Source organism: Pseudophaeobacter sp. A-200-2, assembly GCF_041008815.1.
GTDB lineage: Bacteria > Pseudomonadota > Alphaproteobacteria > Rhodobacterales > Rhodobacteraceae > Phycobacter > Phycobacter gallaeciensis_A.
Map to the genome: position 1 here is coordinate 421,334 of NZ_JAXGFU010000002.1, position 14,268 is coordinate 435,601.

At 61.9% G+C, this 14,268-nt stretch carries 11 protein-coding genes; 5 read left to right on the plus strand and 6 right to left on the minus strand.

Going from position 1 to position 14,268, the window contains the following annotated elements:
• Positions 1-123 precede the first annotated feature (123 nt).
• Both SM766_RS04655 and SM766_RS04660 read right to left on the minus strand, forming a co-directional pair.
• Positions 124-3,261, minus strand: a complete 3,138-nt coding sequence (locus tag SM766_RS04655) for a valine--tRNA ligase (RefSeq protein ID WP_368947077.1) — start codon at positions 3,259-3,261, stop codon at positions 124-126.
• Positions 3,262-3,592: 331 nt separating this feature from the next.
• Positions 3,593-4,036, minus strand: a complete 444-nt coding sequence (locus tag SM766_RS04660) for an Lrp/AsnC family transcriptional regulator (protein ID WP_065270684.1) — start codon at positions 4,034-4,036, stop codon at positions 3,593-3,595.
• 132 nt (positions 4,037-4,168) lie between these two features.
• On the opposite strand from SM766_RS04660, the gene SM766_RS04665 reads away from it, so the two are divergent.
• The 3 genes from SM766_RS04665 to SM766_RS04675 are packed head-to-tail and all read left to right on the plus strand — an operon-like array spanning position 4,169 to position 8,726.
• Positions 4,169-5,326 (plus strand): type III PLP-dependent enzyme, encoded by a 1,158-nt coding sequence (locus SM766_RS04665; RefSeq protein WP_368947078.1) that lies wholly within the window; start codon positions 4,169-4,171, stop codon positions 5,324-5,326.
• A 42-nt stretch (positions 5,327-5,368) separates the two neighbouring features.
• Positions 5,369-7,666 carry a xanthine dehydrogenase family protein molybdopterin-binding subunit gene (locus tag SM766_RS04670; RefSeq protein ID WP_368947079.1) on the plus strand — a complete coding sequence of 766 codons (2,298 nt, stop codon included), beginning with the start codon at positions 5,369-5,371 and terminating at the stop codon, positions 7,664-7,666.
• Positions 7,644-8,726 (plus strand): T6SS phospholipase effector Tle1-like catalytic domain-containing protein, encoded by a 1,083-nt coding sequence (locus tag SM766_RS04675; protein ID WP_065270682.1) that lies wholly within the window; start codon positions 7,644-7,646, stop codon positions 8,724-8,726. The genes SM766_RS04670 and SM766_RS04675 overlap by 23 nt, the downstream gene beginning before the upstream one ends.
• A 17-nt stretch (positions 8,727-8,743) precedes the next feature.
• Here the strand turns inward: SM766_RS04675 and SM766_RS04680 are convergent, their stop codons facing one another.
• Entirely contained in the window at positions 8,744-9,235 is a 492-nt protein-coding gene (locus tag SM766_RS04680) for a PaaI family thioesterase (RefSeq protein ID WP_368947080.1), read from the minus strand.
• Between the two features lie 102 nt (positions 9,236-9,337).
• Positions 9,338-10,207, minus strand: a complete 870-nt coding sequence (gene metF, locus SM766_RS04685) for a methylenetetrahydrofolate reductase [NAD(P)H] (protein WP_065270680.1) — start codon at positions 10,205-10,207, stop codon at positions 9,338-9,340.
• A gap of 94 nt (positions 10,208-10,301) precedes the next feature.
• Between metF and SM766_RS04690 the strand changes: the two genes are divergently transcribed.
• Positions 10,302-11,207: a LysR family transcriptional regulator gene (locus SM766_RS04690; RefSeq protein WP_274828422.1), complete on the plus strand. Its 906-nt coding sequence runs from the start codon at positions 10,302-10,304 to the stop codon at positions 11,205-11,207.
• A gap of 66 nt (positions 11,208-11,273) precedes the next feature.
• Here the strand turns inward: SM766_RS04690 and SM766_RS04695 are convergent, their stop codons facing one another.
• Positions 11,274-12,314 (minus strand): NADPH-dependent curcumin/dihydrocurcumin reductase, encoded by a 1,041-nt coding sequence (locus tag SM766_RS04695; RefSeq protein ID WP_065270678.1) that lies wholly within the window; start codon positions 12,312-12,314, stop codon positions 11,274-11,276.
• Between the two features lie 244 nt (positions 12,315-12,558).
• On the opposite strand from SM766_RS04695, the gene SM766_RS04700 reads away from it, so the two are divergent.
• Entirely contained in the window at positions 12,559-13,344 is a 786-nt protein-coding gene (locus SM766_RS04700; protein WP_065270677.1) for an inositol monophosphatase family protein, read from the plus strand.
• 120 nt (positions 13,345-13,464) lie between these two features.
• Here the strand turns inward: SM766_RS04700 and SM766_RS04705 are convergent, their stop codons facing one another.
• Positions 13,465-14,247, minus strand: coding sequence for a rhomboid family intramembrane serine protease (locus SM766_RS04705; RefSeq protein ID WP_368947081.1), 783 nt, complete (start codon positions 14,245-14,247; stop codon positions 13,465-13,467).
• Positions 14,248-14,268 lie beyond the last annotated feature (21 nt).

Sequence of the window (14,268 nt, forward strand, 5' to 3'; positions counted from 1 at the left end):
AACAATGGCCGCCTTGGCCTGAATTTCCCCGTTCGGTTCCGGAAAATCTAAAAAATTCGTTAAATAACGGGGTTGCGCCTAGTGAAAGCCGCCCGTTTTGCGCGGGCGGCTTCAAGGGGTATGTCAGCCGAGTTCAGAAAGGCGGGCAAGCGCCTCTTTGATCTTGGTTTCTTCCTCTTCGCGGGCGGCAAGGTTCTCGCGCGCTTCTTCCACCACCTCATCGGGGGCGGAGGCCACGAACTTCGGATTGTTCAACCGGCCGCGCAGGCCGCCAAGTTCCTTGGCCAGTTTGCCAAGGGTTTTCTCAAGGCGTGCCTTTTCCTCGTCGATGTCGATGATATCGGCGAGCGGCAGGCCGAAGGAAGCGCCGGGCGCCGAGATCGAGACACAGCCCTTCGGCAGGCTGTCGACCTTGGTCAGGCTGTCGATCCGCGCAAGGCGTTTGATCAGCGCCTCGTTGCGGTCCCATGCGGTCTGGGCGGCCTCGTCGATCTCGGTCACCAACATGGCGACCTTGAGGCCCGCAGGCACATGCATCTGGGCGCGGGCAGAGCGGGTGTTCTCGATGACCGAGATCACCCAGTTGATCTCCCGGTCGGCCTCGGTATTGACCAGGTCAGCTGCGGCGTAGGCGGGCCAATCAGCATGCACCAGCATCTTGGCACGGGTTCCGGTCTGGCCCCACAGCTCTTCGGTGATGAAGGGCATGATCGGGTGCAGAAGGATCAGACACTGATCCATGACCCAGCGCATGGTCTCGCGGGTCTCGGCCTGGGCTGCGGCGTCTTCACCCTGCAACAATGGCTTGGACAGCTCCACATACCAGTCGCAGACCTTGCCCCAGACAAAGGCGTAAAGCGCCTGCGCCGCATCGTTGAAACGATAGGCCTCAAGCGCCGCGTCCACTTCCTCACGCACGCGGGCGGTTTCGCCGATGATCCAGGCGTTGACGGCCTGCGCGGGCTTCAGATCGGCCACATCGGTCTGCGGCACCGCATCGGCGAAGACCTCGTTCATCTCGGCAAAGCGGATGGCGTTCCACAGCTTGGTGCCAAAGTTCCGGTAGCCGGCGATCCGCTGCATATCGAGCTTCAGCACCCCGCCGAGGCTCGCCATCGCCGCATTGGTGAAACGCAGCGCATCGGCGCCGTATTCGTCAATGATATCCAGCGGGTCGATGACGTTGCCGGTGGATTTCGACATCTTCTTGCCCTTGGCATCACGCACAAGGCCATGGAGGTAAACAGTGTCGAACGGGATCTGATCCACGACGGCCAGCTGCATCATCATCATGCGGGCAACCCAGAAGAACAGGATGTCCTGCCCGGTGACCAGCGTCGAGGTCGGGAAGTATTTGCCCAGTTCCTCGGTCTGTTCAGGCCAGCCCAGCGTGCCGATTGGCCACAGACCGGAAGAGAACCAGGTGTCGAGCACATCGGGGTCACGCCAGACCGGGTAGACCAGTTTGGTCGGATCCTGCGTGGTCTCATACTCGGCCAGCGCGGCGGCAAAGGCCTTGACCGCATCGGCGCGGGTTTCGACTTCAACCACCTGCGCGTGGTTCAGCGGCGTCGGCAGGCCAACCAGAATGTCGTCGAATTGCGGTTTGACGCTGTCGAAATCAGCGGCGCAATGACGCGGCTCTTCGCCGATCAGCAGCTTCTGCTCCCACATCAGGCGCAGGCTTTCGACCAGATCAAGCGCGCCATCGCCTTCATCGTCGGTGAACCCTTCACCGGAGAGGTCAAAGCCGTACCAGACCGGGATCTGGTGGCCCCACCACAGCTGGCGCGAGATGCACCAGGGTTCGATGTTTTCCAGCCAGTGGTAATAGGTCTTCTCACCCGATTCCGGCAGGATCCTGACGGTGCCGTCCTTCACGGCCTCCAGCGCCGGGCCGACGACCTTTTCAGCGTCCACGAACCACTGGTCGGTCAGCATCGGTTCGATCACCACCTTGGAGCGGTCGCCAAAGGGCTGCATGATCGGCTTGTTCTCGACCAGCGGCACCATGGTTTCGACCAGGTTGCCCTCGTCGTCCGTCTTGGCCTCTTTCACCATCACGGCGAGACCTTCGTCGGTGATCTGCTGAACAACGGCCTTGCGGGCCTCAAAGCGGTCCAGACCGCGAAGGTCCTCAGGCACTAGGTTGATAGCGTCGGCTTCGGCCTCCGAAAGGGTCTGTTCGCCCTTGGCGACGGCCATGGCCGTGGTTGCGGCCTCTTCGTAAGGCGCACCATCGGCACGCATCGCGCCCTTGGTGTCCATCAGGCGGTACATCGGGATACCGCCGCGCTTGGCCACTTGGTAGTCGTTGAAATCATGTGCGCCGGTGATCTTCACCGCACCCGAGCCGAAGTCGGGGTCGGGGTATTCATCGGTGATGATCGGGATCAGGCGGCGGTGTTCCTTGGGGCCCACTGGGATCTCGACCAGCTTGCCTACGATGGGGGCATAGCGCGCGTCATCGGGGTGCACGGCCACGGCGCCATCGCCCAGCATTGTTTCAGGGCGGGTAGTGGCGATGGAGATGTAATCGCGCTCTTCCTCAAGCGTGACATTCCCGTCCTCGTCCTTTTCGACGTAGGTATAGGTTGCACCGCCCGCGAGAGGGTATTTGAAGTGCCACATGTGGCCCGCAACCTCGATATTCTCCACCTCAAGGTCGGAAATCGCGGTCTCAAAATGCGGGTCCCAGTTCACCAGCCGCTTGCCGCGGTAGATCAGGCCCTTGTTGAACATCTCCACGAAGACCTTGATCACGGCATCGTGGAAGTTGCCCTCTTCGCCTTCCGGGGCACCGGGGGCGCCTGACATGGTGAAGGCGTTGCGCGACCAGTCACAGGAGGCGCCGAGGCGTTTCAGCTGGTTGACGATGGTGCCGCCGGACTGGCTTTTCCAGTCCCAGACCTTTTCCAGGAACTTTTCCCGGCCGAGTTCGGCGCGGGAGGGCTGCTGGTTCTTCGCCAGTTCGCGTTCCACAACCATCTGGGTGGCGATGCCGGCGTGGTCCTGTCCAGGCTGCCACAGGGTGTCAAAGCCCTGCATGCGTTTCCAGCGGATCAGGATGTCCTGCAGCGTGTTGTTGAAAGCATGGCCCATGTGCAGGACGCCGGTGACATTGGGGGGCGGGATCATGATGCAATAGGTGGAAGCCTCGGGCTTCGCGTTTGCGCCTGCCTTGAAACAGCCCGCCTCTTCCCAGGCCGCGTAAAGACGGCTTTCGGCTTCGGCTGCGTTGAATGTCTTTTCCATCGCCATCGGTTTGGTCCTGCGTGCGTGTCATTTTTCGTCGCGTTCTCCCATATAGAACGGGGCGGCAAAGGGAAAGTGCCAAGGCGGGCAGGAAAATAAGGCAGGCGGGGGGAGTAATGCGGGTTTTGGCGCCGTCAACGCGCGGGGCGGTAACGGTGGTTTAACTCTGAGCCGCTAAGGTGGTTTATGAAGAGAACAGCGGGTCCTCCCCTCGGTCCGCCATTCACGAGACGCCCGGCCAGACTTTGATGCGGATGCCCGCAAAGTCGGCCGGGCGCACTACTTTTGGTACCCCGTAAATTCCTTTTTCACCGGTGTTGAAGGATGGGCGCGGCGCCTAGCCCCGGCTGCCGCTGCGGTCCAGTTTGGTCGACAGGTGGATCAGGCTTTCCGACGAACGCACGCCGCGCGCCTCGCCAATGCGGTCGATGGTTTCATCCAGTTCATCCGTGGTTTGCGCCACGACCTGCGCCAACAGGTCGAACCGGCCCGAGGTCGTATGCACCACTTCGACCCCCGGAAGGCTGCGCAGACGGGCCAGAACCTCGGGGCCGCTGCGGGGTTCGATGGAGATCAGCACTGTCGCCTGTAAGGGCGGGCGCACTGCAGGGGAGATTTTCAGCGTGTACCCGGCGATAACGCCCAGCGTTTCCAGCCGTTCGATCCGGGTTTGAACGGTGGTGCGCGCAAGATTGAGGTGACGCGCCAGTTCGGCCACCGGGCGGCGGGCATTGTCGCGCAAAAGCGCCAGAAGTCGCTGGTCTGTTTCGTCTATCTGCATTTTGTGTGCGCCATAATGACGGAAATTTCCGTCATAATATCAATAGTGACGGGGGAAATCGACGCGCTACTGGGCGAAAATGTAAGAAAACCGTCAATCGGCACGCAGTCCGTCCAACAAGGCTTTGATCTTATGCAGCATATTCCTCCGCTCTGGCTTGACCCCGAAACGCATCTTGCGCGGCGGCAGCCGGATCATCCCATCCTCTATTTCTCGCCGCGGGTGCTGCACGCGGTGGCGGACCGGTTCCTGACCGGCTTTCCGGGGCTGGTGACCTATGCAGTCAAGGCGAACCCCCATCCTGCGGTTCTGTCCAATTTGGTTGCCGCAGGCGTGTCGGCCTTTGATGTGGCCTCGCCAGCGGAAATGGAGGCGGTGCGCGCGGCCAGTGCGGATGCTGTGATGCATTACAATAACCCGGTGCGCTCGGATGTGGAAATCGCCGCAGGTATTGCCCACGGCGTGGCCAGCTGGTCGGTGGATGAGGCAAGCGAGCTGGACAAGCTGGCCGATGTGCCGCGCACCTGCGAGATCGCGGTGCGCTTTGCCTTGCCGGTCGAGGGCGCAGCCTATGATTTTGGCAGCAAGTTCGGTGCCGCCCCGGAAGAGGCGATCGCGCTGCTGCAAAGGGTGGCGGCAGAAGGCTGGACACCGGCTCTGTGTTTTCATCCCGGCACCCAATGCGAGGATGCCTCGGCTTGGGTCGAATATATCCACGCCGCACGCCGGATCGTCGATGCCGCCGGGGTAAAGGTGGCGCGACTGAACGTCGGCGGTGGCTTTGCCGCCAACCGCGATGGCGTGGCGCCGGATCTTGAGACGGTGTTTTCCGCCATTGGGACTGCTGTGTGCGATGCCTTTGGTGACGCCGCGCCAGAGCTGATCTGCGAGCCGGGCCGGGCGATGGTGTCTGAGGCCTTTACCCTTGCCGCCCGCATCAAAGGCCTCCGCCAGGGCGGCGGCGTGGTCTACCTCAACGATGGGATCTATGGCGGGCTGGTCGACATCCGCGACATGGGTTTGCCCGGGCGCGTGACCGTGGTCAGCGCCGAGGGGCAGCACCGGTCGGCGCCGCGCAAGCCGCGCATCGTGTTCGGCCCGACCTGCGACAGTCTGGACCGTCTGCCGGATGGTCTGCCGCTGCCCGAAGACAGCGTGACAGGCGATTATGTGCTGTTCCCCGGGCTTGGTGCTTATTCTTCCGCCATGAGCACGCAATTCAATGGCTATGGCCTTTCGGATGTGGCCACCGTGATCGAGCTCTCTGGACAAGCTGGCACGCGAGGCTAATGTCGGCCCCAAAGCAGCACTGAGCGCGCGAAGGGGATGAGCATGGAAAAGTTCGGAAAAAGCCAGCCGGTGAAACGGGTCGAGGATGTCCGGTTCCTGACGGGACACGGCCGCTATATCGAGGATTCTGCGCCCCAGGGCGCCTTGCGCTGCTGGGTTCTGCGCAGTCCTGTGGCGCATGGCACGATCACCCGTCTGGACGTCGAAGATGCCCGCGCCGCCGACGGCGTACAGATGGTGGTGACTTACGCCGACTATCAGGAGGCGGGCTATGACACCGGAATCGATGGCATTCTGATCAAGAATCGCGACGGATCGGGCGCGGCGGCACCGCATCGGCCGATGCTGGCCCATGATCGCGTGCGTCATGTGGGCGAACCTGTGGCGGTTGTTGTGGCCGAAACCATGGATCAGGCCCGTGATGCCGGAGAATTGATCGAGCTGGAAATCGACGACCTGCCGGTGAAAATGGACATCGCGCCGGGCGGTGAGCCGCTGCACCCGGATGTGCCGGACAACCTCGGCTTTGACTGGGGCATGGGCGATGAGGCCGCAACCGAGGCTGCCTTTGCCGAGGCCGCCCATACCGTGGCGCTGCAGGTTGAGGACAACCGGATCATCGTCAACTCGATGGAGCCGCGTGGCTGTTTCGCCGAATGGCAGGACGACCGTCTGCATTTCACCTTTGGCGGGCAGGGCGTCTGGGGCGTCAAATCCAACCTCGCCAAGAAACTGCGCCTTGAAGAAGAACAGGTACATGTGGTGACCCCGGATGTGGGCGGTGGCTTTGGCATGAAATCGCAGCCCTATCCGGAATATTATGCTGTCGCCCATGCGGCGAAGGTTCTGGGGCGACCGGTGCTTTGGGTTGGGGACCGCACGGAATCGATGCTGTCGGACAATGGTGGGCGCGATCTGACCTCGCTGGCGGAACTGGCCTTTGATGCGGATCTGAAGATCACCGCCTATCGGGTGAACACCCGTTGCAACCTTGGCGCCTACAACGCGCCTTTTGGTCAGATCATCCAGACGACCCTGTTCAGCCGCGTTCTGGCCGGGGTCTATGACATCCAGACCGCCTGGTTGCGTGTCGAAGGGATCTATACCAACACCACCCAGGTTGATGCCTATCGCGGCGCCGGCCGCCCCGAGGCGATTTATGTGCTGGAGCGGGTGATGGACCGGGCCGCGCGTGAACTTGGCGTTGATCCCTGGGAGCTGCGGCGCCGCAATTTCATCGCCCCGGCAGCCTTTCCTTATGCCACCGTAACTGGTGAAAGCTATGATGTCGGCGATTTCAACCGGGTGCTGAGCCGCGCCGCGGAAGAGGCTGATATGGCAGGCTATCCGGCCCGCAAGGCTGCAGATGCAGCATCGGGCAAACTGCGGGGCGTCGGCCTGTGTTACTATATCGAAAGCATTTTGGGTGATCCTTCGGAAGGCGCGGAAGTGGAGTTTCTGGAGGACGGCCGGGTGAATATCTATGTCGGCACGCAAAGCAACGGACAGGGGCATGAAACCGTTTATGCCCAGTTCCTTGCCGATCAGACTGGCATTCCCGCAGACCAGATCCACGTGGTGCAGGGCGACAGTGACCTGATCGCCAAAGGCGGCGGCACCGGCGGGTCGCGCTCGGTCACCACGCAGGCCAATGCCACCCTTGCCACCGTCGATGCGATGGTCGCGGCCTTCACGCCTTTCCTCGCCGATGAAATGGGCGTCGAGGAAGACGCACTCGAATTTGATGGTGAAACCTTCCGCGCGCCGGGATCTAACGTTACCCCGACCGTTCTTGAAGCGGCCGAGATGGCCCGCGCGCAGGGCCGGACCGACTTGCTGCGTCACTCGGCGCGGGCCACGCTGCCGGGGCGCTCGTTCCCGAACGGGGCTCATATCTGCGAAGTGGTGATCGATCCGGAAACCGGCGCGTCCGAGGTTGACCGCTATACCGTGGTGGATGACTTTGGTAACCTGATCAACCCGGCGCTGGCCGAAGGGCAGGTGCACGGCGGTGTTGCGCAAGGGCTGGGCCAGGCCATGCTGGAACATGTGGTCTATGACGAAGAGGGGCAGCTGCTCACGGCAACGTTCATGGACTATGCCATGCCGCGGGCGTCAGATATGCCGATGATCGGCTTTGCGACCGAGGCCGTACCCTCGACCCAGAACCCGATGGGGATGAAGGGCTGCGGCGAGGCCGGAACCGTGGGCGCCATGGCGGCGGTCGCCAATGCGGTGCAGGATGCGGTCTGGGCACGCGGTGTGCACCAGATGGACATGCCGTTCACGCCGTTGAAACTATGGGAAGTGCTAAGGGATGTCTCTGTCGCAGCTGAGTAAACGTGTCTTTGGATGGCTCGGACGGCCTTTGCGGTCCGAGCATTCCGCCGAGACCGCGCTGCGCGGGCCGCAGGCCCATGTGATCATTCTGGACGGGACCATGACCTCGCTGCGGCCGGGCCATGAATCCCATGCCGGGCAGACTTACCTTCTGTGCAAGGAGGTCGGCCCGGAAGTTTCCGTATTCTACGAAACCGGTGTGCAATGGACTGGCTGGTCCAGTGCACGGGATGTCATGGTGGGCACTGGGATCAACCGGCAGATCCGTCGTGCCTATGGCTATCTCGCCTCGCGCTACCGACCTGGCGACAGTATCTTCCTGATCGGATACAGCCGCGGGGCCTATGCGGTACGCTCATTGGCTGGTGTGATCGGCGAGGTGGGCCTGCTGCGGCCCGAACACGCCACCGAACGCAATATCCGCACTGCCTACCGCCATTACCAGCAGGGGCAGGACGCGGAGATCGCGCGCGCCTTTCACGATGCCTATTGCCACGCTGAAACCCAGATCGAAATGATCGGCGTCTGGGACACGGTCAAGGCGCTGGGCTTTCGTCTGCCGGTGCTGTGGCGCTGGTCCAAGGACCCGCATGGCTTTCACAATGATGAATTGGGCCCGCATGTGAAGAATGGCTATCATGCGCTGGCGCTGGAGGAGACCCGCGACGTCTTTGCTCCGGTGCTGTGGTCCTGTCCCGACGGGTTCAACGGCCGGGTGGAGCAGATGTGGTTCCGCGGCGCCCATGGGGATGTGGGCGGGCAGCTTGGCGGTTTTGAGGCGGCGCGGCCGCTCGCGAACCTGTCGCTGGTCTGGATGCTGGAAAAGGCCGAGGATTGCGGATTGCCGTTGCCGCAGGATTGGCGCATGCGGTTCCCGGTGGATCCCGGCGCGCCATCGGTCGGCACCTGGCGCGGCTGGGGTAAGATCTTCTTGCTGCGCAGTCGCCGTCCGGTGGGCAAGGACCCGAGCGAGCGTCTGCACAGCAGTGCTAAGGGTTTTGTGATCAAGGAAAAGCGCTCGGCCTGGCGCCTGTTCTGGCCCTCGCGCGCAGCACGCTGAGGCGCGCGGCGGGTTGATCAGCCTTTCGGATCGGGCAGTTTCATCACGATGCAGGTGGTTGAACCTGTCGCGTAAAGCTTACCATCTTCGACGCCACGGATTTCGCCGTGGGCCACGCCAGTGGAGCGGCCGACATGATCGGTGACGCCGATGCAATCCACTGTGACGCCCAGTGGAATTGAGCGCAGGATGTTGATCTTGTATTCCAGCGTCGTATAGGCGGATCCCTTGGGCACGCGGGTCATCACCGCGCAGGCCATGGCGCTGTCCAAGAGCGTACCGTACCAGCCGCCATGAACGGTGCCCATGGGGTTGGTCATGGAAAACTCTGGCGTGCCACGGAAGACAATGCGGCCGTCGCCAACCTCGTGCAGAGCATAGCCCAGCTGCGCACCGATGGGCGGGCCGGGCAGTTTGCCATCCAGAATACCTTGCATGAATTCAAGGCCCGAAAGCTGGGTAATTTCCGACATCGACAGCAGGTCCGCAGGCGATTTTGCAATGAACATGAAAGAGATGCCCCATCCAATTGAAGTGCCCGGCGCCAAGGCCGGGCAATCAGAGTTCCATTTTGGAATGAGGCTAGGCGCGGCTTACGGCGCCAGCAAGTCTTACGCCACGTTCTCGAGCGAGACCTTGGGCGTGATGCCAAGGGCGAAACAGACATCGCGGGTCAGCTCGGGACGGTTCAGCGTGTAGAAATGCAGCTTCTCGACGCCGCCTTCCAGCAACTCGGTGCAGAGCTCGCTGCACATCGCGGTGGCCAGCAGATCAGCGCGGTCATCGCGCAGCGCCTTTTCAAAGGCATCCTCGACCCAGGCGGGGATCTTGGTGCCGCAGCGGCGGGCGAAATTGCGGGCGCCTTTCCAGTTCTCGATCGGCAGAATGCCCGGCGTCAGTTTCGAGCCGTCAATGCCCGCCTTTTCGCAGGCATCGCGGAAGCGGAAGAAGGTTTCGGGTTCAAAGAAGAACTGGGTCAACGCTTCGTCCGCGCCTGCGTCCAGCTTGCGCTTCAGCCAGTCGACATCGGCCTGGGCGGTTGCGGCATCGGGGTGCTGGTCGGGGTAGGCGCCGACACGCACGGTGAATTTTCCGGTGTCCGCCAGGGCCTCGATCAGTTCAACCGAATTGGCGAACCCGTCGGGGTGCGGGGTGAACTTGCCTTCGCCCTTGGGAGGGTCCCCGCGCAGGGCAACGATTTCAGACACGCCTGCCTCGGCAAAGCGGTCCGCGATCTCCATCGTTTCGGCCTTGGTCGCCTGCACGCAGGTCAGGTGCGCGGCCACATTAAGGCCCGAGGATTTGTGCAGCGTCGCCACCGCATCGCGGGTCAGATCGCGGGTGGTGCCACCGGCGCCATAGGTGACAGATACAAAACGCGGGTCCAGCGGTGCCAGAACCTGAACCGTGTCCCAAAGGCGGAAAGAAGCCTCAAGCGACTGCGGCGGAAAGAACTCGAACGAGATGTCAGGGGTCTTCATTAGGGGATCTCCGACTGATTTGACCTCTTGTTGCACACGCAGCATTGTGAGACAAACTCATAATTCTCAAGAACAACATGAGCGACGCGATAGAATGCACATCGAATTCCGCCATCTGCGCACGATCAAGGCCATCCACGAAGCCGGCGGTCTGGCCCGCGCGGCCGAGCAGCTGAACATCACGCAAAGCGCGCTCAGCCATCAGATCAAGGGGCTGGAGGAACAAGCGGGGGTGGAGTTGTTCCTGCGCCGCTCCAAGCCGATGAAATTGTCGCCTGCCGGGCTGCGGCTATTGCGTTTGGCCGAACAGGTGCTGCCGCAGGTCGAGGCCGCACAGGCCGAGTTTTCCAACCTGCGCGAGGGTCACGCCGGGCGGATGCATATCGCCATCGAATGCCATGCCTGTTTCGAATGGCTGTTCCCCGTGCTTGAGGCCTTTCGCAAAAGCTGGTCGGACGTGGATGTGGATATCCGCCCGGGCCTCGCCTTTGACGCACTGCCCGCGCTGCAAAAGGAAGAGGTGGATCTGGTGGTCTCCTCCGACCCGGATACGCTGCCGGGCGTCGAATTCATCGAGTTGTTTGATTACCGACCGGTCTTTGTCGCCTCATCGCAGAACCCGCTGGCGGCAAAACCCTATATCGAGGCTGAGGATTTCCGGGATCAGACGCTGATCACCTATCCGGTGGAAAAATCCCGTCTGGATGTGTTCAGCCAGCTCCTGACACCGGCGGGGGTCGAGCCTGCGTCTATCCGTCAGGTCGAGTTGACTGCCGTGATCCTCTTGCTGGTGGCGTCGAACCGGGGGGTGTCTGTTCTGCCAGATTGGGTGGTGCGCGAGGTCAAGTATTCCTCGGACTATGTGACCCGGCCGCTGACCGCAGAGGGGATTACCCGCAGGCTTTATGCTGCGGTGCGCAGCGAGGACCGCGAAAAGCCCTATATGCAAGAGCTGATCCGCCTGGCCAAGGTCGAGGCGCGCAAGCTTCAGCAGCAATAAAGCGTTTGGCAGTGCCCCCGCCGGGCTGATCTCGGCGGGGGCGGTTTCTTGGACGTAAACAGGCGGTCAGATCAGTTTGACGATCTGCTTGCCAGTATTGCCGCCCTTTAGCAGCGACCGGAACGCCTCGGGGGCGTTTTCCAGACCAGTGGCGATGTCCTCAAGGAAGCGGATCTCACCCGAGGCAACCTTGGGCGCGACTTCTTTCAGGAACTCCGGGTAGCGGTCGAAATGATTCGAGATGATGAAGCCGTTCACCGACAGGAATTTCACCAGGATATTGCGCCAGATGTTCGGCCCGGTCAGCGCCACATCCGATGCGCCTGCGCCCAGACCGCCGGCGTTGTACCAGGCGATCATGCCGCAGATCGGGATACGTCCATGCGGGTTCATCAGCGGCAGCACCGCCTCCAGCACCTTGCCGCCGACGTTTTCGAAATAAATGTCGATGCCCTTGGGGCAGGCCTCGGCCAGATCCTTGCGCAGGGATTTCGCATCCGCATAGGCACGGTGATCCAGGCAGGCGTCAAAGCCGAAGGTCTCGGTCGCCAGTTTGCATTTGTCGGCGCCGCCCGCGATGCCGACAACGCGCAGGCCTGCCAGTTTGGCCAGTTGTCCGACCATTGAACCAACGGGACCGGTAGCGGCGGCCACCACCAGGGTTTCGCCCGCTTCAGGTCGGCCATAGGCGGTCAAGCCATGCCATCCGGTAAAACCGGGCATGCCCAGCACGCCAAGCGCTGCAGTGATCGGACCCTGCGCCGGATCCAGCTTGCGCAGTTCCTTGGCTGGCAGGCAGCCGTGGCTGGCCCAACCTAGCATGCCAAAGGCGAAATCGCCCGGTTTGAAGTGCGGGCTGTTCGACGCGATGACCTCACCCACGGCGCCGGCCTCCATGGTGCCGCCGATAGGCACCGGCGCGGCATAGGATTTGGCATCGTCCATGCGGCCACGCATATAGGGGTCCAGCGACATATAGTGCGATTTAACAAGCACTTCGCCCTCGCCGGGCTGCGGCAGGTCAACGGTTTCAAGGCGGAAATTGTCATCCGTGGGCTCGCCGTCCGGGCGGCTGGCCAGCACGATACGCTGCATCTGTTCGGTCATTTGGATCTCCCTATCCATTGTGTCACTGTCCGTCTCACCTGTGTCTCACTGGGGCGATGCGGCTTATCTGAACTGTGTAGTTCAGTTTTGCGGAATGCAACCATCCTCGAAAATAACCCGACGGCAAAGAAGGCAAAGGCGCTGTCCCGGAATTGCAGGGTATTGGCTCTTGGCAAGAAGGGGCAGGGCGCGTATAGGCACGGTTTGACCGGCATCTCCCCGACCGACACAGGAGTCTGCAGATATGATTGGCAGCGCGAACCTTAATGTGATGATCAAGGCCGCCCGCAAGGCAGGCCGCTCCCTCGTGAAAGACTTTCGCGAGGTTGAGAACCTTCAGGTCTCGATGAAAGGCGCGGGTGACTTTGTGTCCCGGGCGGATATCGCCGCGGAAAAGATCCTCAAGGATGAACTGATGGGCGCGCGCCCGACCTATGGCTGGCTGGCCGAAGAGGGCGGAGAGACCCCCGGCGAGGATCCCACCCGCCGCTGGATCGTGGATCCGCTGGATGGCACCACCAACTTCCTGCATGGCCTGCCGCATTGGGCCATTTCGATCGCGCTTGAGCACAAGGGCAAGATCGTGGCCGGGGTGATCTATGATGCCGCCAAGGACGAGATGTTCTTTGCCGAAAAGGGCGCCGGTGCCTGGATGAACGACACCCGCATCCGGGTGTCGGGCCGTCACCGGATGATCGAATCCATTTTTGCAACCGGTTTGCCGTTTGGTGGCCGCTCGGATCTGCCTGCGACCCTGCAGGATCTGGCGCGGCTGATGCCCGCCTGCGCCGGTGTGCGCCGCTGGGGCGCTGCGGCGCTGGACATGGCCTATGTGGCGGCTGGCCGCTACGAAGGGTTCTGGGAACGTCGCCTGAACGCCTGGGACATGGCGGCTGGCATCATCATCGTCAAAGAGGCCGGCGGGTTGATCGAGGCGCTGGACCCCGAGGAGAGCATTCTCGAATCCGGCGAAGTCGTCTGCGCGAACGAGCCGATGTTCGAAGCCTTTGCGAAAGTGATCCGGGGCTGATCCCAAGACAGGGGTGCCGGGGTTATCCCCAGGACGTCCACAAGAATTCCACATGAAGAAGCGCGTGCAATCCCAGCGGTTGCGCGCGCTTCTTCATTTATCCACCTGCGCGGGATTTGGTTATTTGCCCCAAGGACCCGGCCTTGAATGCGGATGGCGGCTCTTGCGGGGCAGGCGGGGAATGCGGCTCGGGCTATAGGTGTAATGGGTATCAGGATGATCGGGGCGACCATGGGTACGGTTCCAGAACACAGGGCCGCCGCGTTTCATCCACAGGGGCAGGCAGAGCGCCATGCCAACGACGAAACCGCCCGTATGCGCCCAATAGGCGACCCCGCCGGTGTTGGGATCAGCGCCAAGCCCGCCGATGAATTGCAGCGCCAGCCAGCCCCCCAGCATGATGAAGGCAGGGATCGAAAAGACCCGGAAATAGATGATGAGCACCAGAAGGATATCCACCCGCGCCTTTGGAAACATCAGAAGGTAGCCCCCCATGACCCCGGCAATCGCACCGGATGCCCCGACCGTGGGCACGTTGGACATTGGGCCTGCCATCACGTGGATCAGTCCGGCGCCAAGCCCTGCCAATAGGTAGAAACCCAGAAACGGCAGGTGGCCCATCTCGTCTTCGAGGTTGTCGCCGAAAATCCAAAGGAACAGCATATTCCCGGCCAGATGCATGAAACCCGCGTGCAGGAACATCGAGGTGAACAAGCTGCTGAGATGGCGACCGTAGGAGAGTTCAGCCGGAACGATGCCGTAGGTATAGTAGAAGCCTGCCATCAGCCGGGGGCTGGTGTAGGTGGTCACGGCATATAGAAACACCGCGATATTCACTGCCATCAGCAGGTAGACGACATAGGGCGTGCGCCCGGATGGATTGTGATCACGCAGCGGAAACATGCGGGAACGCTGGGCCGGTTT

Bases quoted from the DNA above. Each gene is read 5' to 3' on its own strand.
- SM766_RS04700 (WP_065270677.1), top strand. From the start codon at position 12,559: ATGATTGGCAGCGCGAACCTTAATGTGATGATCAAGGCCGCCCGCAAG.
- SM766_RS04690 (WP_274828422.1), top strand. From the start codon at position 10,302: ATGCACATCGAATTCCGCCATCTGCGCACGATCAAGGCCATCCACGAA.
- metF (WP_065270680.1), bottom strand. From the start codon at position 10,207: ATGAAGACCCCTGACATCTCGTTCGAGTTCTTTCCGCCGCAGTCGCTT.
- SM766_RS04680 (WP_368947080.1), bottom strand. From the start codon at position 9,235: ATGTTCATTGCAAAATCGCCTGCGGACCTGCTGTCGATGTCGGAAATT.
- SM766_RS04655 (WP_368947077.1), bottom strand. From the start codon at position 3,261: ATGGCGATGGAAAAGACATTCAACGCAGCCGAAGCCGAAAGCCGTCTT.
- SM766_RS04705 (WP_368947081.1), bottom strand. From the start codon at position 14,247: ATGTTTCCGCTGCGTGATCACAATCCATCCGGGCGCACGCCCTATGTC.
- SM766_RS04675 (WP_065270682.1), top strand. From the start codon at position 7,644: ATGTCTCTGTCGCAGCTGAGTAAACGTGTCTTTGGATGGCTCGGACGG.
- SM766_RS04660 (WP_065270684.1), bottom strand. From the start codon at position 4,036: ATGCAGATAGACGAAACAGACCAGCGACTTCTGGCGCTTTTGCGCGAC.
- SM766_RS04665 (WP_368947078.1), top strand. From the start codon at position 4,169: ATGCAGCATATTCCTCCGCTCTGGCTTGACCCCGAAACGCATCTTGCG.
- SM766_RS04670 (WP_368947079.1), top strand. From the start codon at position 5,369: ATGGAAAAGTTCGGAAAAAGCCAGCCGGTGAAACGGGTCGAGGATGTC.
- SM766_RS04695 (WP_065270678.1), bottom strand. From the start codon at position 12,314: ATGACCGAACAGATGCAGCGTATCGTGCTGGCCAGCCGCCCGGACGGC.